The sequence below is a fragment of the Nonomuraea sp. NPDC050790 genome, from assembly GCF_044456745.1.
Lineage (GTDB): Bacteria > Actinomycetota > Actinomycetes > Streptosporangiales > Streptosporangiaceae > Nonomuraea.
Window position 1 is genome coordinate 175,367 of the sequence record NZ_JBITGF010000004.1, and the last position, 20,919, is coordinate 196,285.

Annotated in this window: 22 protein-coding genes; 13 read left to right on the top strand and 9 right to left on the bottom strand. The window is 71.5% G+C overall.

Annotated features, from left to right (window positions below; genetic code table 11):
• The first annotated feature begins 108 nt into the window (after positions 1-108).
• From ACIBEJ_RS21220 to ACIBEJ_RS21235, 4 genes are all read left to right on the top strand, one after another.
• Positions 109-1,248, top strand: a complete 1,140-nt coding sequence (locus ACIBEJ_RS21220; RefSeq protein WP_397184482.1) for a thiolase C-terminal domain-containing protein — start codon at positions 109-111, stop codon at positions 1,246-1,248.
• Complete coding sequence (locus ACIBEJ_RS21225; protein ID WP_397184483.1) at positions 1,249-1,656, top strand: Zn-ribbon domain-containing OB-fold protein; 408 nt, start codon at positions 1,249-1,251, stop codon at positions 1,654-1,656. It abuts the gene before it with no gap.
• A gap of 711 nt (positions 1,657-2,367) precedes the next feature.
• Positions 2,368-3,117, top strand: a complete 750-nt coding sequence (locus tag ACIBEJ_RS21230) for a GntR family transcriptional regulator (RefSeq protein WP_397184484.1) — start codon at positions 2,368-2,370, stop codon at positions 3,115-3,117.
• 184 nt (positions 3,118-3,301) lie between these two features.
• The gene (locus ACIBEJ_RS21235) at positions 3,302-3,904 is read left to right on the top strand and encodes a GNAT family N-acetyltransferase (protein WP_397184485.1); all 603 of its coding nucleotides are present in this window, start codon (positions 3,302-3,304) and stop codon (positions 3,902-3,904) included.
• A gap of 254 nt (positions 3,905-4,158) precedes the next feature.
• Here the strand turns inward: ACIBEJ_RS21235 and ACIBEJ_RS21240 are convergent, their stop codons facing one another.
• Complete coding sequence (locus tag ACIBEJ_RS21240; protein WP_397184486.1) at positions 4,159-4,839, bottom strand: copper homeostasis protein CutC; 681 nt, start codon at positions 4,837-4,839, stop codon at positions 4,159-4,161.
• 106 nt (positions 4,840-4,945) lie between these two features.
• Complete coding sequence (locus ACIBEJ_RS21245) at positions 4,946-6,112, bottom strand: DUF6986 family protein (protein ID WP_397184487.1); 1,167 nt, start codon at positions 6,110-6,112, stop codon at positions 4,946-4,948.
• A gap of 62 nt (positions 6,113-6,174) precedes the next feature.
• Between ACIBEJ_RS21245 and ACIBEJ_RS21250 the strand changes: the two genes are divergently transcribed.
• Both ACIBEJ_RS21250 and ACIBEJ_RS21255 read left to right on the top strand, forming a co-directional pair.
• Entirely contained in the window at positions 6,175-7,107 is a 933-nt protein-coding gene (locus ACIBEJ_RS21250) for a caspase domain-containing protein (RefSeq protein WP_397184488.1), read from the top strand.
• 9 nt (positions 7,108-7,116) lie between these two features.
• Positions 7,117-7,998 (top strand): type II CAAX prenyl endopeptidase Rce1 family protein, encoded by an 882-nt coding sequence (locus ACIBEJ_RS21255; RefSeq protein ID WP_397184489.1) that lies wholly within the window; start codon positions 7,117-7,119, stop codon positions 7,996-7,998.
• Here the strand turns inward: ACIBEJ_RS21255 and ACIBEJ_RS21260 are convergent.
• From ACIBEJ_RS21260 to ACIBEJ_RS21275, 4 genes are all read right to left on the bottom strand, one after another.
• On the bottom strand, positions 7,949-9,250 hold the full coding sequence (locus tag ACIBEJ_RS21260; RefSeq protein ID WP_397184490.1) for an FAD-dependent oxidoreductase: 1,302 nt from the start codon (positions 9,248-9,250) through the stop codon (positions 7,949-7,951). The two genes, ACIBEJ_RS21255 and ACIBEJ_RS21260, sit on opposite strands and share 50 nt — an antisense overlap.
• Positions 9,251-9,485: 235 nt before the next feature.
• Positions 9,486-11,045, bottom strand: coding sequence for an AMP-binding protein (locus ACIBEJ_RS21265; RefSeq protein WP_397184491.1), 1,560 nt, complete (start codon positions 11,043-11,045; stop codon positions 9,486-9,488).
• Between the two features lie 9 nt (positions 11,046-11,054).
• A complete protein-coding gene (locus ACIBEJ_RS21270; protein WP_397184492.1) occupies positions 11,055-12,101 on the bottom strand; it encodes a hypothetical protein in 1,047 nt (348 codons plus the stop codon).
• A 42-nt stretch (positions 12,102-12,143) separates the two neighbouring features.
• Positions 12,144-13,190 (bottom strand): LLM class flavin-dependent oxidoreductase, encoded by a 1,047-nt coding sequence (locus tag ACIBEJ_RS21275; RefSeq protein ID WP_397184493.1) that lies wholly within the window; start codon positions 13,188-13,190, stop codon positions 12,144-12,146.
• Between the two features lie 161 nt (positions 13,191-13,351).
• Here ACIBEJ_RS21275 and ACIBEJ_RS21280 point away from each other — a divergent pair, with 161 nt between their 5' ends.
• The gene (locus tag ACIBEJ_RS21280) at positions 13,352-13,798 is read left to right on the top strand and encodes a hypothetical protein (protein WP_397184494.1); all 447 of its coding nucleotides are present in this window, start codon (positions 13,352-13,354) and stop codon (positions 13,796-13,798) included.
• On the opposite strand, the gene ACIBEJ_RS21285 is transcribed toward ACIBEJ_RS21280, so the two are convergent.
• Positions 13,795-14,727, bottom strand: a complete 933-nt coding sequence (locus ACIBEJ_RS21285) for an acyl-CoA dehydrogenase family protein (RefSeq protein WP_397184495.1) — start codon at positions 14,725-14,727, stop codon at positions 13,795-13,797. The genes ACIBEJ_RS21280 and ACIBEJ_RS21285 overlap by 4 nt on opposite strands.
• A 135-nt stretch (positions 14,728-14,862) precedes the next feature.
• Here ACIBEJ_RS21285 and ACIBEJ_RS21290 point away from each other — a divergent pair, with 135 nt between their 5' ends.
• The 3 genes from ACIBEJ_RS21290 to ACIBEJ_RS21300 all read left to right on the top strand — a co-directional run bounded on the left by ACIBEJ_RS21290 (position 14,863) and on the right by ACIBEJ_RS21300 (position 17,786).
• Entirely contained in the window at positions 14,863-15,507 is a 645-nt protein-coding gene (locus tag ACIBEJ_RS21290; RefSeq protein WP_397184496.1) for a hypothetical protein, read from the top strand.
• A gap of 94 nt (positions 15,508-15,601) precedes the next feature.
• Positions 15,602-17,344, top strand: a complete 1,743-nt coding sequence (locus ACIBEJ_RS21295) for a proline--tRNA ligase (RefSeq protein ID WP_397184497.1) — start codon at positions 15,602-15,604, stop codon at positions 17,342-17,344.
• Between the two features lie 229 nt (positions 17,345-17,573).
• Entirely contained in the window at positions 17,574-17,786 is a 213-nt protein-coding gene (locus ACIBEJ_RS21300) for a DUF4236 domain-containing protein (RefSeq protein WP_397184498.1), read from the top strand.
• A gap of 34 nt (positions 17,787-17,820) precedes the next feature.
• On the opposite strand, the gene ACIBEJ_RS21305 is transcribed toward ACIBEJ_RS21300, so the two are convergent.
• Both ACIBEJ_RS21305 and ACIBEJ_RS21310 read right to left on the bottom strand, forming a co-directional pair.
• Entirely contained in the window at positions 17,821-18,318 is a 498-nt protein-coding gene (locus ACIBEJ_RS21305; RefSeq protein WP_397184499.1) for a ferritin-like domain-containing protein, read from the bottom strand.
• Positions 18,315-18,842: a hypothetical protein gene (locus ACIBEJ_RS21310; RefSeq protein ID WP_397184500.1), complete on the bottom strand. Its 528-nt coding sequence runs from the start codon at positions 18,840-18,842 to the stop codon at positions 18,315-18,317. Before ACIBEJ_RS21310 ends, ACIBEJ_RS21305 begins: the two co-directional genes overlap by 4 nt.
• A gap of 222 nt (positions 18,843-19,064) precedes the next feature.
• Here ACIBEJ_RS21310 and rimP point away from each other — a divergent pair, with 222 nt between their 5' ends.
• The 3 genes from rimP to ACIBEJ_RS21325 are packed head-to-tail and all read left to right on the top strand — an operon-like array spanning position 19,065 to position 20,870.
• Complete coding sequence (gene rimP, locus ACIBEJ_RS21315) at positions 19,065-19,556, top strand: ribosome maturation factor RimP (RefSeq protein ID WP_397184501.1); 492 nt, start codon at positions 19,065-19,067, stop codon at positions 19,554-19,556.
• Positions 19,557-19,567: 11 nt separating this feature from the next.
• Positions 19,568-20,572: a transcription termination factor NusA gene (nusA, locus tag ACIBEJ_RS21320; RefSeq protein WP_397184502.1), complete on the top strand. Its 1,005-nt coding sequence runs from the start codon at positions 19,568-19,570 to the stop codon at positions 20,570-20,572.
• Positions 20,556-20,870 (top strand): YlxR family protein, encoded by a 315-nt coding sequence (locus ACIBEJ_RS21325; RefSeq protein ID WP_397184503.1) that lies wholly within the window; start codon positions 20,556-20,558, stop codon positions 20,868-20,870. Before nusA ends, ACIBEJ_RS21325 begins: the two co-directional genes overlap by 17 nt.
• Positions 20,871-20,919 lie beyond the last annotated feature (49 nt).

A 20,919-nucleotide genomic window follows, 5' to 3' on the forward strand; every position in this document is an offset into this window, starting at 1 on the left:
CTCCTCGTCGTGGATGCTGCGCCCATCTTACCAAGCGCTTGCTTGGATAGGCAGAGCCTTTTCCGATCCCGTTGACACGCGGCGCGCGCCCCGCCTAGCTTCTGTAGCGTGGCCAAGCGCTTGCTCAACTTCTCCGACCGCACCGCCGTCGTCGGCGTCGGCTACACCCCCTTCACCAAGGACTCGCAGGTCAGCACCCTCACCCTCGCCTGCCGCGCGATCATGGCCGCGCTCGGCGACGCCGGCCTGACCCCGTCCGACGTCGACGGGCTGGCCACCCACCGGGTCGGCGACTCCGCCGCGCCCTCGCTCGTCGGCCCCGCGCTGGGCCTGGACGACCCGTCCTGGTACCTGGACCAGTTCGGCGGCGGCAGCGTCTCCCACGCCGTCGCCGGGCAGGCCGCGCTCGCCGTGGCCGCCGGGCTGGCCGACACCGTCGTCTTCTACCGGGCCGTCAACGCCCGCTCCGAGTTCCGCATGGGCCAGGCCGCCAACCCCAGCCCGGAAGTCCAGTACCACGCCCCCTACGGCCTCACCGTGCCCGCCCAGCACTTCGCCCTCGCCGCCCGCGCCCACATGCTGCGCTATGGCACCACCGAGGAGGACTTCGGGCGCATCGCCGTGCGCCAGCGGGCCCACGCCGTCAAGAACCCGCGCGCCCTCATGCGCACGCCCATCACCCTGGACGACTACCTCGCCAGCAGGTGGGTGGCCGAGCCGTTCCGGCTGCTGGACTGCTGCCTGGAGACCGACGGCGCGTGCGCGCTGGTCATCACCACCGCGGAGCGGGCGCGGTCGCTGCGCCGTACGCCGGTGCTGATCTCGGCCGCCGCCTGGGGCGGCGGCCAGTCGTTCCTGTCCGGCGCCGACCCCACCGTCAGCGCCGCCGCGACCCTCGCCCCCCGCCTGTACGGCCAGGCCGGCCTGACCCCCTCCGACATCGACGTCGCCCAGCTCTACGACTGCTTCACCTACTCGGTGCTGGTCCAGTTGGAGGACTACGGCTTCTGCGCCAAGGGCGAGGGCGGCCCCTTCGTGGCCTCCGGCGAGGGCCCGCCGGTCAACACGCACGGCGGCTTCCTGTCCGAGGGCTACGTCCACGGCATCAACCACCTGGCCGAGGCCGTCTCGCAACTGCGCGGCGACGCCGGCGACCGCCAGGTGCCGGGGGCGCGCGTGGCGCTGTCCACCTCGCAGCCCGGCTACATCCTCCCCGCCACCTCCGCCCTGATCCTGAGGAGCCCCTGAATGGACAGTGTGCGGTTCAGGCCCGTGCCCGACCGGGACTCGCGGCAGTGGTGGGAACGGCTGGCCGGTCACGAGTTCACCGTCCAGGAGTGCGAGCGGTGCGGCCGACGCCGCTTCCCGCCGCGCGCCTTCTGCCCCGGCTGCCACCGCGAGGAATGCCGCTGGGTGACGATCGACCCCGTGGGAACCGTGGAGACCTGGGTGGTGAGCCACCGGCCTTTCGGCCAGGGCGAAACGGTGGTGTCGGTCCGCCTGGACGAGGTGCCCGACGCCGTGGTGCACGGCTCGTGGGAGGACGCCGACCGGCCGGCGGCCGGATCAAGGGTCAGGGCGGTCTTCAGGGAGGTGGACGCGTCCCTCACCCTGGTCGGCTGGCGATTGATCGAGGGGCCGACAGTGCGGCCGTAACGGCGGCCGGCCCCGCGCGCTGGACGGCCGTTCCCCTGGACGGGGCCCGGCCACGGTCGGCGGGTGGGGGTGGAGTGGCTCGCCGTAACGAAAAAAGATCTTGAAAGAGGAAAACGCACCCTGGCGGGCGTGGGGGACCCGCCAGGGTGCGCTTCCTTTCTCCGACGCGGGCGGCGCCAGGACTCCGGCGAGGGATGGAGTCCTAGGCCGAGTGTTCGCGTGCGGAGTCGGTGGGGGAGTGTTCCCCGAGTGAACACTCCATGGGAGAGGGCTGGGGACGCCGACGGCGGTCGGCGATACGTTGCGCTGCGCCCACCGGGTCGTCGATGGGGTGTCTGACTTCGACGCCCTCCTCATGCCAGACAAAGAAATCGTCCTTGCACCACACAGTCAACTCGGTCAGCACGGACAGCACGGACATACCGTTCCCGTTGCTCTGGTAGGTGTGGGTGAACCCCTGGCGATGCAACGCGTAACGCAGTAAACGTGTTGCCTCGCGGGGGTCGTGCCAGGGCGGGTAGCTTCGCAAGCTCGCTTGCTTCGCAAACGGCGCACCCGCGCGGACCGGCAACACCGGCCCTCACCCCCTCACCGGCCTTTCGATGGATTTGTACCAACGAATGGATGATGCGGCTGTCAAGGCCGTTCGGTCAAGGGGTTGTGGCCTGCTAGAACCAGATCGTCTAAATTGTTGGAACAAAAGGGGTGAAAGTGGCAAGACCGTCGCTGTATCAGCAGGTGGCTTCGGAACTTCGCAGAGCCATCTACTCCGGCGACTACGGCCCCGGAGCGCAGCTCCCGACCGAAGAGGAGCTCCGCGCGCGCCATGGCGTCAGCCGTAACACCGTCCGGCTCGCAGTCGCCGAACTGGTCAACGAAGGCCTCGTCACCCGGGCACCCCGGCGCGGCACGATCGTCAGAGAACGACGCGCCCTGCTGATGCATCCCCAACGCGAACTGGAGCCGCAACCCACGGGAGTTCCCCGGGAGGCCTTCGCGTACGCCGTCAGCCAGGAAGGCCGCCAGCCCTCCCAGCTCATCGAAGTGTTGACGGTCAAACCGGCTGAGGACATCGCCAGCAGGCTGGAGCTCGACGACGGAAAACTGGCAGTGGTACGGCGGCGCCTGCGTTTCGTCGACGGCCAGCCTTACAACACCAACGATTCCTATTTCCCGTATGACCTGGTCGCCGAGTCCGAGATCGCCAGGCCGGGCGACATCGGGCGCGGCGCGAACCGGGTACTGGAGGAACTCGGGCACGCGCAGACACGCGTGGTGGACGACATCTGGGCCAGGATGCCCAACCAGGCAGAGGTCGAACGGCTCCATCTGGAGCTGGGGACGCCGGTCGTCGTATATGTCCGAGTCGGCTACGACCGGGAGGACACGCCGGTCCGAGTCGCGGTGTCGGTGCTACCCGCCGACAAGCACTTGATCAGATACGAGCTCGGCAGCCGCTGATCGAGCTCGGTTGGGGGTGATCCCGCCGGCCGCGCACAGCGAGATTTCGCCTCGCTGGGCTGGGGAGTGGTGCATGCTCCCCTAAATCGTAATTTATCCAGACATATCCGTTTAGCTGCCGCGTGCCGTTAAGTGCACACGAGATGTGTTCTTTCGGGCACCCAGCGCAACGAAGGGTAGACCCATGCACTCGAACACTCTCCTGCACCCGCTCACCCTGCGCCGAGCCGTACCCGCTGACCTGGGCGGAATCCTCACCCTCCTCGCCGACACCGCCGACTGGCTCCACTCGCGGGGGATACGCCAATGGCCCAGAGGCGGCTTCGGCCCCGAGCGCATAGCCCCCCTCATCGACTCCCACGTCCTGTACCTCGTCGACGACGAACTGCGCTACCTCGACCCCGACGAGTCCGCGCCGCCCGTGGCCACCATCGCGCTCGACGGCCAGGCCGACCCCGAGTTCTGGACCCCCGCCGACCGCCCCCGCGCGGCCCTGTACGTCCACAAACTGGCCGTGGCCCGCCCCTGGTCCGGCAGCGGCCTGGGCGAGGCGCTCCTGGACTGGGCCGGCGCCACCACCCACGCCGTCGGCCTGCCCTGGCTGCGGCTGGACTGCTCGAAGTCCAACCCCGGCCTGCAGGAGTACTACCGCAAGCGCGGCTTCCGGCACCTGCGCACGGTCGACCTCCCGCACCGCGCGTCCGGCGCCCTCTTCCAACGCCTCTCCCGCCCGGCCCTCCCCGCCGCCTTCCGCGATCTCACCGTCCCGCACCTGCTCAGCGCCTGATCTTCTCTTTGCCGCGGTGCTGTTTCCGTTACGGCGAAGCCACGCCCACCCCCCTCGCCGTAACGGGCGGGCCTCCGTCACGGCCGCTTGTGAGGGCTCACACACGTCCCGCCGCGACGAGCGCCCCCTGGGCCGCCCGACGGCGCACAGAGGCGAACTCCGGGGTTCCAGACGGCCTTTCAGGGGCCCGAGCTTTCTGGGGCCTGAGCGGTCACCTGCCCGCTCACCTGCTCGCGGTTCGCCGGAGCGCTCGCTCAGTCGCGGTCGACCAGGGAGCGCCAGCGCGCCACCAGGGCCGGGTCGACGGGTTCTGTCCAGGAGTGGCGGACCGCGCTGCCCACGTGGAAGGCGCGGACGCCGTAGTCGAGCAGTGCGCGCACGTGCGGCGGCTTCAGTCCGCCACCCGCGAGGATCAGCCCCGCGTCGCCCGCCTCGCAGCGCGCCTTGAGTGACGGCAGGCCGTCGCCCACCCCGGACGGCGAGCCCGCCGTGAGCACCGTGGCCAGGTTGGGCAGCAGCCGGACCGCGCGCCAGGCCGCGGAGGTGTCGGCGGCGTGGTCGACGGCGCGGTGGAAGGTCCAGGGCAGCGGCGACACCGCGTGGATCATGGCTTCCGTGGCGTCGAGGTCGACGACGCCGTCCGCGTCGAGGAAGCCGAACACGAATCCGGCGGCCCCGGCCTGGGCCAGCGCCTTGGCGTCGTTCCTGAGCCGGTCGAGCGCTTCGGCGTCGGCGGTGAACCCGGCCTCGCCGCGCAGCATCACCATCTGGGGGAGCGCGCACTCGGCGGCGATGGCGGCGACCGTCTCCGGCGCCGGGGTGAGGCCGTCGGCGGCCATGTCGGCGACGACCTCAAGGCGGTCGGCGCCACCCCGTTCTGCGGCCACGGCGTCGCGCACGTTGAGCGCGATCACCTCAAGGAGGGATCCGGTCATGGAGCAGAGGTTATATGGTGCGCTACCCGTCCACTGCACCCGATTCCCTGACAATCCAGACAGCCTGCGGACAACTCTCCAGTCAAGGCTGCCCTACATCGTCGGCTCAGGCGGGGTTTCCGGTGAACTCCCCCAGAGCGGAGCGGGCCCGCGAAAGTGCCGTCACAAGAGTTTTGACGGTGGCCGGCTCGTCCATGACGCCGTCCACCTGCCGCTGCTGCTCCCAGGCCGCCACCCGGGCCGAGTAGGTCGTGAAGGTGGCCAGGTGGAAGGCGTAGACGGTGGCGAACCTGCTCACCAGGTGCGAGGGGTGCATGTCCCAGCCCTGGTAGAAGCCGTGGGCCAGCGAGTGGCGTACCAGCGCGGCGTGCTGGCGCCACAGCGCGTGCACGTCGGGCGTAGAGGACGAGGCGGGTGAGGCGGCCAGCGAACCGTCCGACAGTTCGACCCCGGTGCCCGCGAACGCCGTCTGCATGACGTGCCGTGCGTGGTCGCAGGCCGGGTGGTCCAGGCGCTGCTCGTGGGGCGGCAGCCCGATCGCGGCGGTGTAGTCGAAGACGCCGAAGTGCGCCGCGGCAAGGCGGCCCCTGGCCAGGTCCGCGCGCAGGAACGGCAGCGTCTGCGGCGCCTCCACCTGGATCTCGAAGCGCAGCGGCCCGAGCCCCAGCCCCTTCTCCAGCTCCTCCAGGAAGGCGGTGAACTGACCGAGGTAGTTCTCCATCAAGACCTTGGGGAAGGTCAGCGCGAAACCCGGCGGAAGGGCGCCGATCCTGCTCACGACCTCGGTCAGGAAGCCGTCGAGCGTGCGGACCGAGCGTTCCGGGTCGGCGTCGGCGAACGACTTGACCCGCAGGCCCCACCTGCGCGGCAGCCGTCCCTCCTCGTGCATGGCCGCCACCGCGGCGGCGGCCCGCTCGGCGTGGCCGTCCTCGTCGTCGGGACGCACGCCGTAGCCGTCCTCGAAGTCGATGCGCAGGTCCTCGACCGGCTCGTCGGTCAGCTTCGCCAGCAGCCGCCGGTGCACGTCGGGAGCCAGGTCCGCGCTCACCCCGAACACCTCGGCCAGCTCGCCCGGTCCCGGCAGGTGGGCCTCGACCAGCTCCAGCGCCTGCCCGCCCCACGTCCGCACGGTGTCGGCCGAGAAACGGTCGGCCGGAACATAGACCGTGTGCACCGGCTGCCAGCCGGCCGGGGTCATGGGGTAGCGGCTCTGCTGCAGCCGGTACTCCTCCGCGAACCCGGCGATCGGCCGATGCCCAACGGTGACACGCATGTTCTCCTCCGGAAACGCGACGCTGGCAAGCTCGCCGAGCATCTCACAGCCGAGGAGGGCCCATGCCGGCAGCCCGCGACGCCCTGATGATCGTGACCGCCGTCCAGACGGACCCCGGGATGGCCCAATTACGGTCGCCCGCGAGCGATGCGGACGCGCTCGGTGAGGCGCTGCTCGCGGGCTTCGCCCTGCGGAAACTGGCCGACGGCACCCCGGGCGAGGTGCTGGCCGAGATCACCGCGTTTCTGGACGACCGGGAGCCGGACGACCTGCTCCTGCTCTACGTCGCCTGCCATGTCCTCACCACTCCCGGCGGTCTGCTGCTGACCACCTCGGCGACCGGCCGCGCCGACCCTGAGGCGGCCACGGTGCCCGTCGCCGCCGTCGGAGAGGCGCTGGCCGGTTGCGCCGCCGGGCACGTAGCGCTCGTCCTCGACTGTTGCTTCATCAGCGGCCCGGAGCGCGCCGGGGTCGAGCTGTCCGGGCTGTCGGCGCCCGTCCAGGTCTTCCTCAGCGCCACCGACCGCGTCGAGTACGTCCTCGACCAGGGCATGATCCGCGGCAGGGGCGTCCACTCCAAGCTGACCTCCGCCCTGGTCGAGACCCTGCGCGGCGGCGGCCTCGTCACCGCGCGGTTCTTGGCCGATCTTCCCGCCGCCGTCGCCGAGATCCGCGAGCCCGGCCTGGTGATCGCCCAGGCGGACCGCGCCGCGGTGCCCGTCCCCGAGCCCGCCCCGGTGGCCGAGCGGCCGCGGCGCACCGTCGGCGACTGGGCCGTCCGCGTCATCTACTGGGGCCTCGTGATCACCGGCCTGTCGGTGCTCGCGATGCTGGCCTCCGGCTGGTTCGCCTGGCGCATCTGGTCGCCGGGCGTGCCCGGCGACGCCCTGGACGCCCTCGTCCTGGTCTTCATCCTCGGGCTGGCGGTGCTCGGCGCGGGAGTCCTGGTGGCCGTCGCCGCGTTCGTCTCCCGCAGGCGCCGTTCCGGGAAGTAGGGTCCTGCCGTGACGGAAAACCCGCTCTTCGCCCTGGCCACCTCGGGCAGGCGGCGTACCCACCCGATCCTCGCGCTGGTCGTGGCCGTGGTCGCGATCCTGCTGGGCGGGATCATCGGGGCGATCATCCTGGCGTTCACCGGCCTGCCCGCCGACCCCGCCCTGCGCATGCTGGTGAACCTGGTCACCGGGTTCGCGCCGGTCGCGCTGCTGATCTGGCTGTGGATCGGCCTGTTCGAGGGCCGCGGCTTCCGCACGCTCGGCTTCACCCGCGAGCACGCCGTCCGGCGCTCGGGACTCGGCCTGCTGACCGGCGTCGTCTCCTTCGGCCTGGTGACCGCGATCCTCGTCGTGCTCGGCTTCACGCTGACCGAGAACGTCCCCCAGGGCGCGGTCGCCATCGGCCCCGCCCTGCTGGTGTTCGCCGGCTGGGTCGTGCAGGGCTCCACCGAGGAGATCGTCACCCGCGGCTTCCTGCTCCCGGTGGTCGGCGCGCGTTACGGCGCCGTGGTCGGCGTCGGCCTGTCGGCCATGCTCTTCGCCGCGCTTCACCTGCTCAACCCGGGCATCAACGTGCTCAGCCTGGTCAACCTGGTGCTCGTCGGCGTGCTCCTCGGCCTTTACGCGCTGTGGGAGGGCGCGATCTGGGGCGTGTGCCTGTGGCACGCGGCGTGGAACTGGGCGCAGGGCAACGTCTTCGGCTTCGAGGTCAGCGGCACCGTCACCGGCATGGCGGCGATCGTCGACCTGAAGGAGAACGGGCCCGACGTCGTCACCGGCGGCGTGTTCGGCCCCGAGGGCGGCGTGGCGACCACGCTCGTGCTCGCCCTCGGGATCGCCGTCATCGCCCTCGGAATGCGTCGCGCATCGCGTCCAGCCCGACCAGTTTGACCCGCTCGCCCCGGCCCAGCGTCCTGGCCAGGGCCTCCTCGGCGGCCTCGATGTGCCGCCACTGCTCGTAGGTGACCGGCTCGACGCCGCGTGAGCGCAGCAGGTCGTCGAGGGAGGCCGGCCGTACCCGGTCGTGACCGGCGAGGTCGGACAGCAGCGTGCGGACGGTCTCCGCGGCGTCGGACTTGTTGGTGCCGATGACTCCGGTGGGGCCGCGCTTGAGCCAGCCGGACACGTACTCGCGCCCGCGCACGTGACCGGCCTGGTTCGGGACCGTCATCGTGCTCGCGTCGAACGGCACGCCGGGCAGCGGCACGCTCTGGTAGCCGACCGAGCGCAGCACCATGCCGACCGGGAGCGTCTCGTACACGCCGGTGCCGACGACGCGGCCGTCCTCCAGCCGGGTGCGCTCCAGCTTGAGCCCCTCCACCCGGTCGGCGCCGAGGATTTCCACGGGCCGCAGCCAGAACCGCACGTCCAGGCGGCGCGGGCGGCCGACGGGGGCGCGGGCGGCCCACGACTGCAGCACGTCGATGTTGCCGCGGATCTGGCGCGGGAAGTCGGCGCCCAGCACCACGGCCTCGTCGGGGCGCACGCACACGTCGGCGTTGGCCAGCTCGCCCAGCTCGCGCAGCTCCTTGAGCGTGAACTTGGCGTGCTCGGGGCCGCGCCTGCCGATCATGTGGATGGCCTTGACCTGGCTGTCGCCCAGGCGTTCGAGCACGTCGTGGGGGACGTCGGTGGCGGCCAGCTCCTCGGCCGTCTTGGCCAGGACGCGCACCACGTCCACCGCCACGTTGCCGACGCCGATCACGGCGATCTCGGGGCTGTCGAGCACGAACCGGTCGGGGTCGACGTCGGGGTGGCCGCAGTACCAGTTGACGAAGTCGGTGGCGGCCACGCTGCCCGGCAGATCCTCGCCGGGGATGCCCATGCGCCGGTCGACCATCGCGCCGGTGGCGTAGACGACGGCGTCGTAGCAGCTCAGGAGGTCCTCGACGGACAGGTGTGAGCCGAGGGTCACGCCGCCGAGGAAGCGCACCTGGGGGAGTTCGAGCACTTTGCGCAGGTAGTTGGCGATGGACTTGATCGAGGTGTGGTCGGGGGCGACGCCGTAGCGGACCAGTCCGTACGGCGTGGGCAGCCGCTCCAGCACGTCGACCTCGACCGGTTCGGCCGACTGCTTGACCAGCGCCTCCGCCGTGTAGATGCCCGCCGGGCCCGACCCGACTACCGCCACGCGCAACGACACGCCTGCCTCCTCAGGAGCGGGGGACACGTCCTAGTAGGTGCGACCGGCCAACCTCACCGAGGTATCCCCGGTCGCTCGTGCGTACGAACCCATCTTTCGCGAACACCCACAATTCCGGCGGCGATCGGGCGAGATCCCCGAGCCTGTCCTCGGTGTCAACGTAGCGTCTGCGACGTCCGCGCGCATGTCCAGCCTACTCACGGAAAGCCCGGCGAGCGCGGGCCGAAACCGCAGGTCAGGAAATATCCCCCGCGGCCATCCTGCGCAGGGCGATCTTGTCGGTCTTGCCGTTCGGGTTGGCGGGCAGCTCCTCCACCACGATCACCCGCTTCGGCACCTTGAAGTTGGACATGTTCTCCCGCGCCCACGCCCGCAGTTCCTCGCCGTCCACCCGCGCCCCGGAGCGCGGCACCACGAACGCCCACCCCGCCTCCCCCGAGTCGTCGTCCGGCACCCCGACCACCGCGGCCTGCGCCAGCGACCCCTGTCTGAGCAGCAGCGCCTCGACCTCGGCGGGGGAGACGTTGAAGCCGTTGACGATGAACAGCTCCTTCTTCCTGTCCACGATGCTGAGGTTGCCCGCCGCGTCGAGCACGCCGACGTCCCCGGTGCGCAGCCACCCGTCGGCATCGATGGCCTCGGCCGTCCTGCCGGGCTCGTCCCAGTAGCCGCGCATCACCCCGTAGCCACGCTGCAGGACCTCGCCCCGCTCGCCGGTCGGCACCTCCTTGCCGTCCAGGCCGACGATCTTCACCTCGATCCCCGGCACCGCGCGGCCGGCGGTGGTCGCGATCACCTCGATCGGGTCGCCGGCGCGCGTCATGGAGACGACCGTGCCCTCCATGAGCCCGTAGGCGTTGATCATGCGCTGCAGGCCCACCCGCTCGACCAGCCGCGTGATCAGCGGCGCCGGGACCGACGCGGCCCCGCAGATCGCCACTCGCAGGGACGAGACGTCCCAGTCGCGCCGGTCCAGCTCCTCCAGCAGCCGGACGAACAGCGTGGGCGGTCCCGCCAGGATGCTCACCCGCTCCGACTCCACCAGCGACATCAGCGCGTCGGGGGTGAACACCCCGATCGGGATCATCGCCGCCCGGCGCATGACACAGGCGATCAGGCCGGCGTTCAGCCCGAAGCCGTGGTTGAACGGCGCGATCACCGGATAGCGGTCGTCCGGGCCCAGGGTGACGATCTCCGCCCAGTCCCAGTAGCCGCGCAGGACCTGGGCGTGGTCGAGCATGACGCCCTTGGGGGTGCCGGTGGTGCCGGAGGTGGACATGATCTCGCACAGGTCGTCCGGGCGCACCGCCAGCGCCCTGGCCTCGACGTCGCCCTCGCCCGCGGCCACGAGTTCGGAGGTGGTCAGGGCGGCGGGCCGCCGTACCCCGTCGGGGACGATCACGTGGCGCAGGACCGGCAGCGGCGGCAGGAGGTCGGCCAGCACCGCGCCGCCCACGCCCGCGCCGGTGAGCAGGACCGCCGCGCCCGTCTTCGCGATGATCTCCCCGGCCTCGAACCCCTTGTACCGCGAGGAGAGGGGTACGATCACCGCGCCCGCGTCCCAGACGCCGAACGCGTTGACCACCCACGCGGCGTCGTTGATGCCCCACACCGCGACGCGGTCGCCGGGGCCGACGCCCAGCGCCATCAGCCCGCGCGCCACCGCGGCGGACCGTTCGCGCAGCTCGCGCAGCGTCAGACGGACCGGGCCCGCCACCACGAGGTCGCCGGGATGGGCGGCGGCCCGCTCGCGCAGCATCCGGGGGAGCGTCCCCCAGCCGGGCACACTCTCCATCGCGCCTCCTCAGCCGGCCAGGCTGCGATCGCGGCCCAGGTGGTGGCCGCGCAGGTCCGCCACGACGCCGGGGGTGACGGTCTCCGACACCTCGGGGGCCACCTCCACCCCGATCTGCACCGGCGTCAGCCCGTGGACCGCCTGCTGGATGCGCGATCTCCACATCGGGTTCTTGACCAGGCTGGCGCGGTTGAAGACGACCGTCAGCACCGCGGCGTCCAGCGTGCCCTGGCGGCTGACCGTCAGCGTCCAGCCCGACACCCCGTCCACCTTGGACAGCGCCTTCTGGATCCGCGGCAGCGACACCCACACCCCGCGCACGAGCACGTGCTCGCCGACCGTGTGCGCGGGCGCCAGCCCGCCCTTCGACACCTGCCCGGTACGCAGCACCGCGTCACCCAGCGTCGCGTGCCCGCGCGGCGTGACCACCACCTCGGCGAGCCCGCCCGCGCCGGGGTCGAGCGCGTCCTTGCCCAGCGCGGCCAGCCCGACCAGCCCCTCCGCCAGCGGCACGAAGGGCTCCTCCTCCGCGGTACGGCAGGCCAGCGCGGCACCGGTGAACGGGTTCGCGTAGACCTCGGTCACCGCGGCGTCGAACTCCTTGGCCAGATGCGCGATCGTCCGCTTCGAGGCGGTCTCGCCGGTCAGCACGATCGTGCGCAGCCCCAGGTCCAGCGGGTCCAGCAGAAACTCCAGGTGCAGGCGGGCCAGGAAGTCCATGGCCCCGGTCGGCGTCGCCACCAGCGCCGTGGCGCCCACCGAGGTCAGCGCATGGTGCAGCCGCATCCGCCCCCGGGGGCCGACGGCCGCTCCGGCGGCCGCGACGTCGGCCGCCGCGCCCGCCCACAGCGCGCCCGCCGGTTCCGCCAGCGCCACCACCACGCGGTCCCGCGCGCCGACGCCGGCCGCTTTGAGCGCCGCCCCGGTCATGGCCGCGGCGGCCTCGCGGTCCGCCGGCCCGAGCGGGAACACGCTCGCCGCGTCCGGCGAGACGGCCAGCAGCCCGGAGGCCGACCGTCCCGCGGCGCCCAGGTCCTCACGCGTGAGCCATCGCATCGGAGGCCACCCCCATCCCTTCCACGAGACCGTCGCGGCGCATCACCGCACCACCTCGGTCATGAACGTGCGCATCGACTCCGTGACCAGCGGATGCGCCAGCCCGCCGACCTGGCACTGCAGGATCAGGTCGGTGGCCCCGGCCTCGGCGATGCGCGCGACCGCCTTGCGCGAGCCCTCGACGTCGTCCACCACGACCATGAGGTGCTCGCGCAGCGTCGCCATGGCCTCCTCCGGCGGCATGCCCGCCGCGAGCTGGCCCAGTACGCGGTGGGTGGCGTGGCGGGCGTCGTAGTAGTCGGGCGGGGTGACCAGGTTGACCTGGCGGCGGATGTACCACAGGACGGCGTCGGCCGCCTCGTCCCGCGCCTGGCCCACGTACCAGGGGATCATCAGCGCGACCCGGCGGCTGTCGGGGTCGTACCCGTTGTCGGCCAGGCACTCCCGATATCTCGCCAGATCGGCGGCGACGTCGTCGATGCCCTTGAGCATCGTCATCCCGAGCAGGTTGTAGCCGTGCTTGGCGGCGGCCAGGTAGCCCTCCAGGGAGGTGGAGGCCACCCACACCCTGGGATGCGGCTCCTGGACCGGCCGCGGGTACACGGACACGTCCGGAATCTCGAAGAACTCGTTCGACCGGCTGACCGGTTCGCCGTCCGCCTGCCAGATGGCCAGCGTGGCCTCCAGGGAGTCCTCCCAGATCTGCCGCGACTTCTCGAACGGCTTCTGGAACGCCTGGTACTCCAGCGGTGAGGCGCCGCGGCCGGTGCCGAACTCCACCCGGCCCCCGCTCAGCACGTCGAGGGTGGCCACGCGCTCCGCCGTACGGATGGGCGACTGGAAGGGCAGCAGCACCACGCCCAGCCCCAGATGGATCCGCTCGGTGCGCTGCGAGATCGCGGCCAGCACCAGATCCGGCGCGGAGGAGTGGGAGAAGCCCCTGGTGAAGTGGTGTTCGACGAACCAGGCCGTGTCGAAGCCCAGTTGGTCGCCCAGGACCACCTGGTCGATCACATTCCGGAACGCCTGCTGCTCGACCTCGCGGGTACGCCCGCGAACCTCCAGTTCGTAACCGAGGCTGATCCGCATCCATCCTCCAAGTAAACCAAGCGCTCGCTTGGTAGAGACTATCAGGACGGCTGTCCGGCGGGAAGTGCGGGACTTGCGGGATACGCCGCCGGGCGATCAGAGTGGTGATCGTGAGGCGAAAGCACGCGCTGCGGCGGCAGAAAGATGGCACGCTCCCTGACATGAGGGGTTTCCGCCGGACTCGGTCGAGCGACGACGAGCTTTCCAGCGCCCGCCGCTACGAGGCGTTCGGCCGGGTCATGGCGGCCCTGGCCACCAAGGCCGACTTCATCGAGTCGTGCCGCGACCTGACCTGGTGGCGGGGCGCCGACCACAGCTGGCACATCGAGTGGCGCGACGGCCCCTACGCCGCCGAGGTGGCCGCGCTGCTCGCCGAGCACGTGCGCGACCCCGACTTCGACGGCAGCCTGGTGACCGCGGCGGGCCCCGGCAACGACGCCTCGGCGATCCTCGACGTCATGGGCGTGCGCTTCGAACTGCGCGCCGTGGACCCGATGGGCTCGGCCCGCGTCCACGCCCGCCCCGGCTTCTGGCGGCTGGCCGAGGCCCTGGACACCACCCGCCGCACCAAGGCCCGCCAGCCCTGGGAAGAGCTCCTCGGCGGCTAACGGCCGGCGAAGACGTGCGCCTCCAGGTGCTCGCGGTGCCCGCGAGGGGTGCGGAAGAGCTGGGCGTCGGAGGTGGCGCGCTTGAGGTGGCGGTGCGCGTCGTGCTCCCAGGTGATCCCGATGCCGCCGTGGACCTGGATGTTCTCCCCGGCCGCCCGCAGGTAGGCCGAGCCGCAGTAGGCGCCGGCGACCGCGGCGTTCACGGCCGACTCGTGCGCGGCCAGCGCCGCCGACCTGGCCGACTCCACCAGCAGCGCCACGTCGGCCAGCTTGTGCTTGATCGCCTGGAACGACCCGATCGGCCGTCCGAACTGCCGCCGCTGCCTGGCGTACTCCACCGACGCCTCCAGGCACCGCTCGGCCCCGCCCGCCTGCTCCGCGGCGAGCGCGGCGACGCCGAGCGCGCGCACCGCCTCCCTGTGCGTGTCACCGCCCAGGACGGTGGCGGGCGTCCGGTCGAAGACGAGCCTGGTCAGGGGGCGCGTGAGATCCATGGTCACGTACGGCTCCCGCGCCGCGGGCCGGGCCTCGACCAGGTACCCGCCGGCGTAGGCGAGCACCAGATCCCCGTCCAGGACGTACGGCGCCTCGCCGGTCAGCAGCCCATCCTCCAGTGACAGCGCCGCGTCGAGGACCACGGTCGCCGACGCTTCGGCCAGGGCCGGGAGCAGGCGGGCGCGGGCCGCCCGGTCGCCGTCCAGCTTGAGCGCCTCCACCGCCAGCACCGCGGTCTGCAGGAACGGCTGGGGTGACAGCGCCCGCCCCAGTTCCCAGGCCACGGTCGCGATCTCCGCCGGTCCCGCGCCGGCGCCGCCGTACTCCTCGGGTACGGCCAGGCCCGCGACGCCCAGCTCGCCGGCGAAGTCCGCCCAGGACGCGGAGGGGCGGCGGGACAGGTAGGAGCGGACGGTGTCACGCAGCAGGTCCATGCGCCAAGACTAACCAAGCACTTGCTTCGCCGTTAGCTTCGGTTGACCGAATTTTGCCTTTTCTGTAAGTCCGCATACTGTGAGTAATGGCCGCCTTTAGTGGTTACTGGGGGAAAGGGTGGCCTGGGAATGGAGATGGAGAAGAAAACGACCGCCGTCGACTATGCCGACTTCGCCGAGTACGACCGGCGACAGCGCGGCATCGAACGACACGTTCTGGCGGCCTTCCTCGGGGGTCTGGCCGTCGGGCTGCTGGGCATGTTCGTCGGTGAGAACGCCCCGGCCCTGCTCTCGGATCTCTACGACCCCTACGTCTACCTCGCGATGTCCATCACGCTCGGCGTCACGAGCACCGGGTTCGGATGGGCGCTGCTGACCACGTTCCTGGCGACCGTCTCGTCGCTGGTGGCCGCCATGGGCGGCACCGCGCTGCAGGGCCGCTTCAACATGGACGTCGTGGGCGGCGGTCCCGTCGCGCTGAACGTGCTGCTCGTGCTGCTCGTCGGCCTGGGCCTGCTCGGCTACCTCACCCGCAGGACCGACCTGTGGGGCGACCTGGCCGCCGGCGGCATCGGCGCCCTCGTGCTGGCCGACGTCATCGACCGGGCCACGCCGGGATTCCTCGACACCGGGGCCACGTTCTGGCCGGTCCCGGCCGTGGTCGTCGGCGTGCTGACCGTCGTGGCCGTGTGCGGGCTGCGCCGTACCACCGCTGGCAGGCTGCGCGCGCTGGGGGTCGCCGCCGCCGTCGCGGGGCTCTTCGCGCTGTTCGTGATCTGAGCGTGAGGACCGCGCGGTCCCAAGCCCGCGCGGCGCGGCCCCCCGAGTCGATAGCCTGTAGTCCTTCACTTCCAGGTTCGAGCAAGGAGTAGCCGTGTTGCTGCGCATGTCGTCGTTGTTTCTTCGCACCCTGCGGGACGACCCGGCAGACGCGGAAGTCCCGAGCCACAAGCTCCTGGTCCGCGCCGGCTACGTCCGCCGCGTCGCGCCCGGCATCTACTCCTGGCTGCCCCTGGGCATGCACGTGCTCAAGAACGTCGAGGCGGTCGTCCGCGACGAGATGAACAAGATGGGCGGGCAGGAGGTCCTCTTCCCCGCGCTGCTGCCCAGGGAGTACTACGAGGCCACCGGCCGCTGGACCGAGTACGGCGACACGCTCTTCCGCCTCAAGGACCGCAAGGGCGCCGACTACCTGCTCGGCCCCACCCACGAGGAGCTCTTCACCGACATGGTGAAGGGCGAGTACGCCTCCTACAAGGACTACCCGGTCACGCTCTACCAGATCCAGACGAAGTACCGCGACGAGGCCCGCCCCCGCGCCGGCATCCTGCGCGGCAGGGAGTTCCTGATGAAGGACTCCTACAGCTTCGACCTCGACGACGACGGCCTCAAGCGCTCCTACGAGCAGCACCGCGAGACCTACATCAAGCTGTTCGACCGGCTCGGCATCAGCTACAAGATCGTCTTCGCCACCTCCGGCGCCATGGGCGGCTCGGCCTCCGAGGAGTTCCTGGCCCCCACGCCCACCGGCGAGGACACCTTCGTCGCCTGCCACTCCTGCGGCTACGCCGCCAACGCCGAGGCCGTCACCACCCCCGCGCCCGCCGCCCGCCCGGTGGCCGAGGCCGCGGCCCAGCAGGTGCTCGACACCCCGGACACCCCCACGATCGAGACTCTCGTCAACCACGTCAACGAGGTCCACGGCCTGTCGATCACCGCCGCCGACACCCTCAAGAACGTCGTCGTCAAGATCACCACGCCCGGCTCCGACAAGGTCGAGACGCTCGTCGTCGGCGTCCCCGGCGACCGCGAGGTCGACTTCAAGCGCCTGGAGGCCGCGCTGGCCCCCGGCGAGCCCGCGATCTTCGAGGCCGAGGACTTCGCCAAGCACCCCGGCCTGGTGCGCGGCTACATCGGCCCGCAGGTCCTGAAGGACCTCGGCATCCGCTACCTGGTCGACCCGCGCGTGGTCACCGGCACCGCCTGGGTGACCGGCGCCAACGAGCCCGGCAAGCACGCCGTCAACGTCGTCGCCGGCCGCGACTTCACCCCCGACGGCACCATCGAGGCCGCCGAGGTGCGCGCCGGCGACGCCTGCCCGCGCTGCGGCAGCGAACTGTCGATCGACCGCGGCATCGAGATCGGCCACATCTTCCAGCTCGGCCGCAAGTACGCCGACGCCGCCGGACTCGACGCCCTCGGCCCCGACGGCAAGCCCATCCGCATCACCATGGGCTCCTACGGCGTCGGCGTCTCCCGCGCCGTGGCCGTCATCGCCGAGCAGGCCCACGACGAGCTCGGCCTGGTGTGGCCGCGCGAGGTGGCCCCGGCCGACGTGCACATCGTCGGCACCGGTAAGGAGAACCAGATCGAGGTGGCGCTCCGGCTCGCCGACGAGCTGACCGCCAAGGGGCTGCGCGTCCTGGTGGACGACCGGGCGGGGGTGTCGCCGGGCGTCAAGTTCAAGGACGCCGAGCTGCTGGGGCTGCCGACGATCCTGGTGATCGGGCGCGGGCTGTCCACCGGCGTGGCGGAACTGCGCGACCGCGCCTCCGGCACCAAGGAGGAGATCCCCCTCACCGAGGCGGTCGACCGCGTCCTCGCCGCCTGCTCCTGACCGCCTTGCGCCCCGGTCGGCCATCCCGCCGACCGCGTGCAACCCCAGCCATCCGTTACGGCGAAGCCACCCCCACGCCACCCGCCGACGCCGGCCGGGCCAGGTCGTGGGGGTCGCTTCTCACGTCGGACGGCGTGCCCGCCGCAACGGCCCTCCGTCGGCCACCCCGTGGAACTCTCTTCACCCGTTCGCTCGTTACCAGGGCGTAACCGATCCCGAGGAGGGTTTCATGGGCTGGCACTACCGGAAGTCCATCAAGGTAGGCCCCTTCCGCATCAACCTCTCGCGCCACGGTGTCGGCCACAGCTTCGGCAACCGCCGCTTCCACATCCAGACGACCCCCGACGGCCGCAGGCACCTGTCCGTGCGACTGCCCGGCGGCCTGCACGTCACCAAGACCCTGGGCGGCGGCGGGCGCAAGCGGCGCTACTACCGCTACTGACGCACGGCTCCCCGGTCGCCGGCCTGGGCCGGGGTCAGCCGGGGCTGGTGGTGGGGGTGGGGGCTGGCTTGGGTGGGGTGGGCATGCCGGGGAACGCCGGTACCGAGGGGCGGAAGCCGTAGGCGCGGGTCACCGACTCCTGCATGGCCTGGGCCGCGTACCGGCGGAGCGAGGGGTCCTCGCTGGCGGCCAGTTCGAGGTAGGTGGCGGTGATGCCCTGCTCCACGTGCACGGCCAGGCGGGTCGCCTCCGTGGCGTTGCCGGGGGTCACCGGGAGCGTGTAGGAGGGTTCGGGCTCGGGCGGGCGGCCCTGGCGGGCGGTGATGAGGCCGCGCAACTGGTCGCGGCGGGCCCGGTGGCCGTCGAAGGCCGAGGTCGCCCTGGTCCGCAGCGAACCGGTCGTCCTGGCGCCGATCAGGCCGTAGGCGTAGACGGCCGCGTGCTCGGCCGCCAGCGCCTTGCCGAGCCGTTCCAGATCGTTGGACAGGCGGGACGCCGCACCCGACCGGCGCGGTCCGCGGGCGGCGGTCACAGGGACCTCGGCAGCGACAGGACGTGCAGGGCCTCGCAGGCGCCGATGCTGGCGATGAGCTGGGCGAACGCGGGTGAGGCAGCGGTGAGCTGGCGCGGGCGCAGCGCGGCGGCCTTGCGTTCCACGTCGCGCAGCCGGGTCAGCGACACCTTCGGCGGCGGCGAGGGCGGGGTGGTCGGCGGGCGGGTGGGCAGCTTGGCCGCTTCGGGGAAGCGGCGGCGCAGCTCCGCCAGGTGGGCCTCGTGGCGTTCGCGGAAGGGCGCCAGCTTCCCGGCCTTCGCGCCGCCGGAGGTGATCAGCGTGGTGTAGAGGCCGATCGTGCGCTCCTTGTCGGCGATCAGCTCGCGCGCCAGCACGTGCTCGGGATCCTCGGGCTTGGGCGTCGTGGCCCGCGGCTCGCCCGAGCCGCTGCAGCCGGTCAGCGTCGTGAGCCCGGCCCCCGCCGCCAGGGCGGCGAGGCCCGCCCCGCCCGCGACGTGCGCCCCGCCCGCGAGTACGGCACGGCGGGTCAGTGGACGGCGCACGGGTGAGACCTCCGGGAAACAGGACGCAGACAGCATCGTACGGGCTCACGCCCGCGATCGCTGCCACCGGCGGCTCTCCACCCCGAGCGTGCCGAGTGGCGCTCTTTTCTGCCCCTGGTACGGATAGGGTGTCAACTGTCGTCGCTGGCAGTGCAGCCATGGACGCCGAGAGCCGACGGCGAGGTACGCCCGGCTGGAAACATGACAATAGGGGAGGTCGATATGGGCAGCGCATCATCCCGCGACCACCTGATGAAGCTCCTGGAGCCCGTCGTCGGCGCGGAGGGTCTCGATCTGGAGGACGTCACGGTCACCACGGCCGGCAAGCGCCGGCTGCTGCGCGTGGTCGTCGACCGCGACGGCGGCGTCAGCCTGGACGACGTGGCGGAGGTGAGCCAGGCCGTCTCCAACGCCCTCGACGAGGACGACGCGATGGGCGCGGCCGCCTACACGCTGGAGGTGTCCTCGCCCGGCGTCGACCGGCCGCTGACGGAGCCGCGCCACTGGCGCCGCGCGGCCAGACGGCTGGTGAAGGCGGAGCTGCGCGACGGCTCCGTCGTGGAGGGCAGGGTGCTGACCGCCGACGACGACGGCGTCGACCTCTCCGTCGACGGCGCCGAGCGCAGGCTCGACTATCAGGACCTCACCCGCGGACGGGTGCAGGTGGAATTCCGCCGTCTCGAAGACGAAGACGAAGACGGCGAAGAAGGCTAAGGGGGAGCCTCGTGGACATCGACATGAGCGTCCTGCGCAGCCTGGAGCGGGAGAAGGACATCTCCTTCGACCTGGTCGTCAAGGCGATCGAGGACGCGCTGCTGATCGCCTACTTCCGCACCGACGGCGCGGCCCAGAAGGCGCGGGCCGAACTCGACCGGCAGACCGGCCACGTCAGCATCTGGGCGGCGGAGCTCGACGAAGAGGGCGAGGTCGTCAGGGAGTTCGACGACACCCCTGGCAACTTCAGCCGCATCGCGGCCACGACCGCCAAGCAGGTGATCCTCCAGCAGTTGCGCGACGCCGAGGACGAGATCAACTTCGGCGAGTTCGCCAGCCGCGAGGGTGAGCTGGTCTCCGGCGTCATCCAGCAGGGCAAGGACCCCCGCGTCGTGCTGGTCGACCTGGGCAAGATCGAGGCGGTGCTCCCGCACAACGAGCAGGTCCCCGGCGAGGACTACGTGCACGGCGAGCGCATCCGCGCCTACGTCGTGCAGGTGAAGAAGGGTCACAAGGGGCCGTCGGTCACGCTGTCGCGCACCCATCCCGGGCTGGTGAAGAAGCTGTTCGCGCTGGAGGTGCCCGAGATCGCCGACGGCACGGTGGAGATCGCCGCCGTGGCCAGGGAGGCGGGGCACCGTACCAAGATCGCGGTGCGCTCGCGCAAGCAGGGCGTCAACGCCAAGGGCGCGTGCATCGGGCCGATGGGCTCGCGGGTGCGCAACGTGATGACCGAGCTCCACGGCGAGAAGATCGACATCATCGACTGGTCGGAGGACCCCGCGGAGTTCGTGGGGAATGCCCTGTCACCCGCGCGTGTTTCCAACGTCGAGGTTCTGGATCTCCAGGGGAGGGTCGCGCGCGTCATCGTGCCCGACTACCAGCTCTCGCTGGCCATCGGCAAGGAGGGGCAGAATGCCCGGCTTGCCGCCCGCCTCACAGGGTGGCGGATCGACATCCGCTCCGACGCACAGGCAGAGGATGCCGCCGGTTCCGTAGATGCGTCAACACGGTAAGCTGGAATATGGTGGCCTGGCAGTCCCGCAGAGAACTTGCGTGGGCTGCAGGGTTCGCACGGTTAAGTCCGAGCTGCTCCGACTGGTGCTGGTCGAGGATCACATAGTCCCCGACCTGCGAGGACGGCTTCCCGGCCGGGGTGCATCGCTGCATCCCGACCTGAGCTGTCTGGAGCTTGCCGAGCGTCGCCGAGCGTTCCCGCGCGCGTTCCGCGTGCCGGGGCCGCTTGACGTCTCGCGTGTGCGGGCGCACCTGGAAGAGGAGAACCACGAAATGTCATGTAGGACGCCGAGTTGATGGGCGGAGTCAGATTGCTATGAGCGCCTGATGAGCACGCGGCGATGAA

What these genes read in the sequence shown, in the direction of transcription:
- rimP (WP_397184501.1), top strand. Translation starts at nt 19,065, where the DNA reads ATGGGCAGCGCATCATCCCGCGACCACCTGATGAAGCTCCTGGAGCCC.
- ACIBEJ_RS21270 (WP_397184492.1), bottom strand. Translation starts at nt 12,101, where the DNA reads ATGCGATGGCTCACGCGTGAGGACCTGGGCGCCGCGGGACGGTCGGCC.
- ACIBEJ_RS21235 (WP_397184485.1), top strand. Translation starts at nt 3,302, where the DNA reads ATGCACTCGAACACTCTCCTGCACCCGCTCACCCTGCGCCGAGCCGTA.
- ACIBEJ_RS21265 (WP_397184491.1), bottom strand. Translation starts at nt 11,045, where the DNA reads ATGGAGAGTGTGCCCGGCTGGGGGACGCTCCCCCGGATGCTGCGCGAG.
- ACIBEJ_RS21245 (WP_397184487.1), bottom strand. Translation starts at nt 6,112, where the DNA reads ATGCGTGTCACCGTTGGGCATCGGCCGATCGCCGGGTTCGCGGAGGAG.
- ACIBEJ_RS21300 (WP_397184498.1), top strand. Translation starts at nt 17,574, where the DNA reads ATGGGCTGGCACTACCGGAAGTCCATCAAGGTAGGCCCCTTCCGCATC.
- ACIBEJ_RS21275 (WP_397184493.1), bottom strand. Translation starts at nt 13,190, where the DNA reads ATGCGGATCAGCCTCGGTTACGAACTGGAGGTTCGCGGGCGTACCCGC.
- ACIBEJ_RS21285 (WP_397184495.1), bottom strand. Translation starts at nt 14,727, where the DNA reads ATGGACCTGCTGCGTGACACCGTCCGCTCCTACCTGTCCCGCCGCCCC.
- ACIBEJ_RS21225 (WP_397184483.1), top strand. Translation starts at nt 1,249, where the DNA reads ATGGACAGTGTGCGGTTCAGGCCCGTGCCCGACCGGGACTCGCGGCAG.
- ACIBEJ_RS21290 (WP_397184496.1), top strand. Translation starts at nt 14,863, where the DNA reads ATGGAGAAGAAAACGACCGCCGTCGACTATGCCGACTTCGCCGAGTAC.
- ACIBEJ_RS21250 (WP_397184488.1), top strand. Translation starts at nt 6,175, where the DNA reads ATGCCGGCAGCCCGCGACGCCCTGATGATCGTGACCGCCGTCCAGACG.
- ACIBEJ_RS21280 (WP_397184494.1), top strand. Translation starts at nt 13,352, where the DNA reads ATGAGGGGTTTCCGCCGGACTCGGTCGAGCGACGACGAGCTTTCCAGC.
- ACIBEJ_RS21240 (WP_397184486.1), bottom strand. Translation starts at nt 4,839, where the DNA reads ATGACCGGATCCCTCCTTGAGGTGATCGCGCTCAACGTGCGCGACGCC.
- ACIBEJ_RS21325 (WP_397184503.1), top strand. Translation starts at nt 20,556, where the DNA reads ATGCGTCAACACGGTAAGCTGGAATATGGTGGCCTGGCAGTCCCGCAG.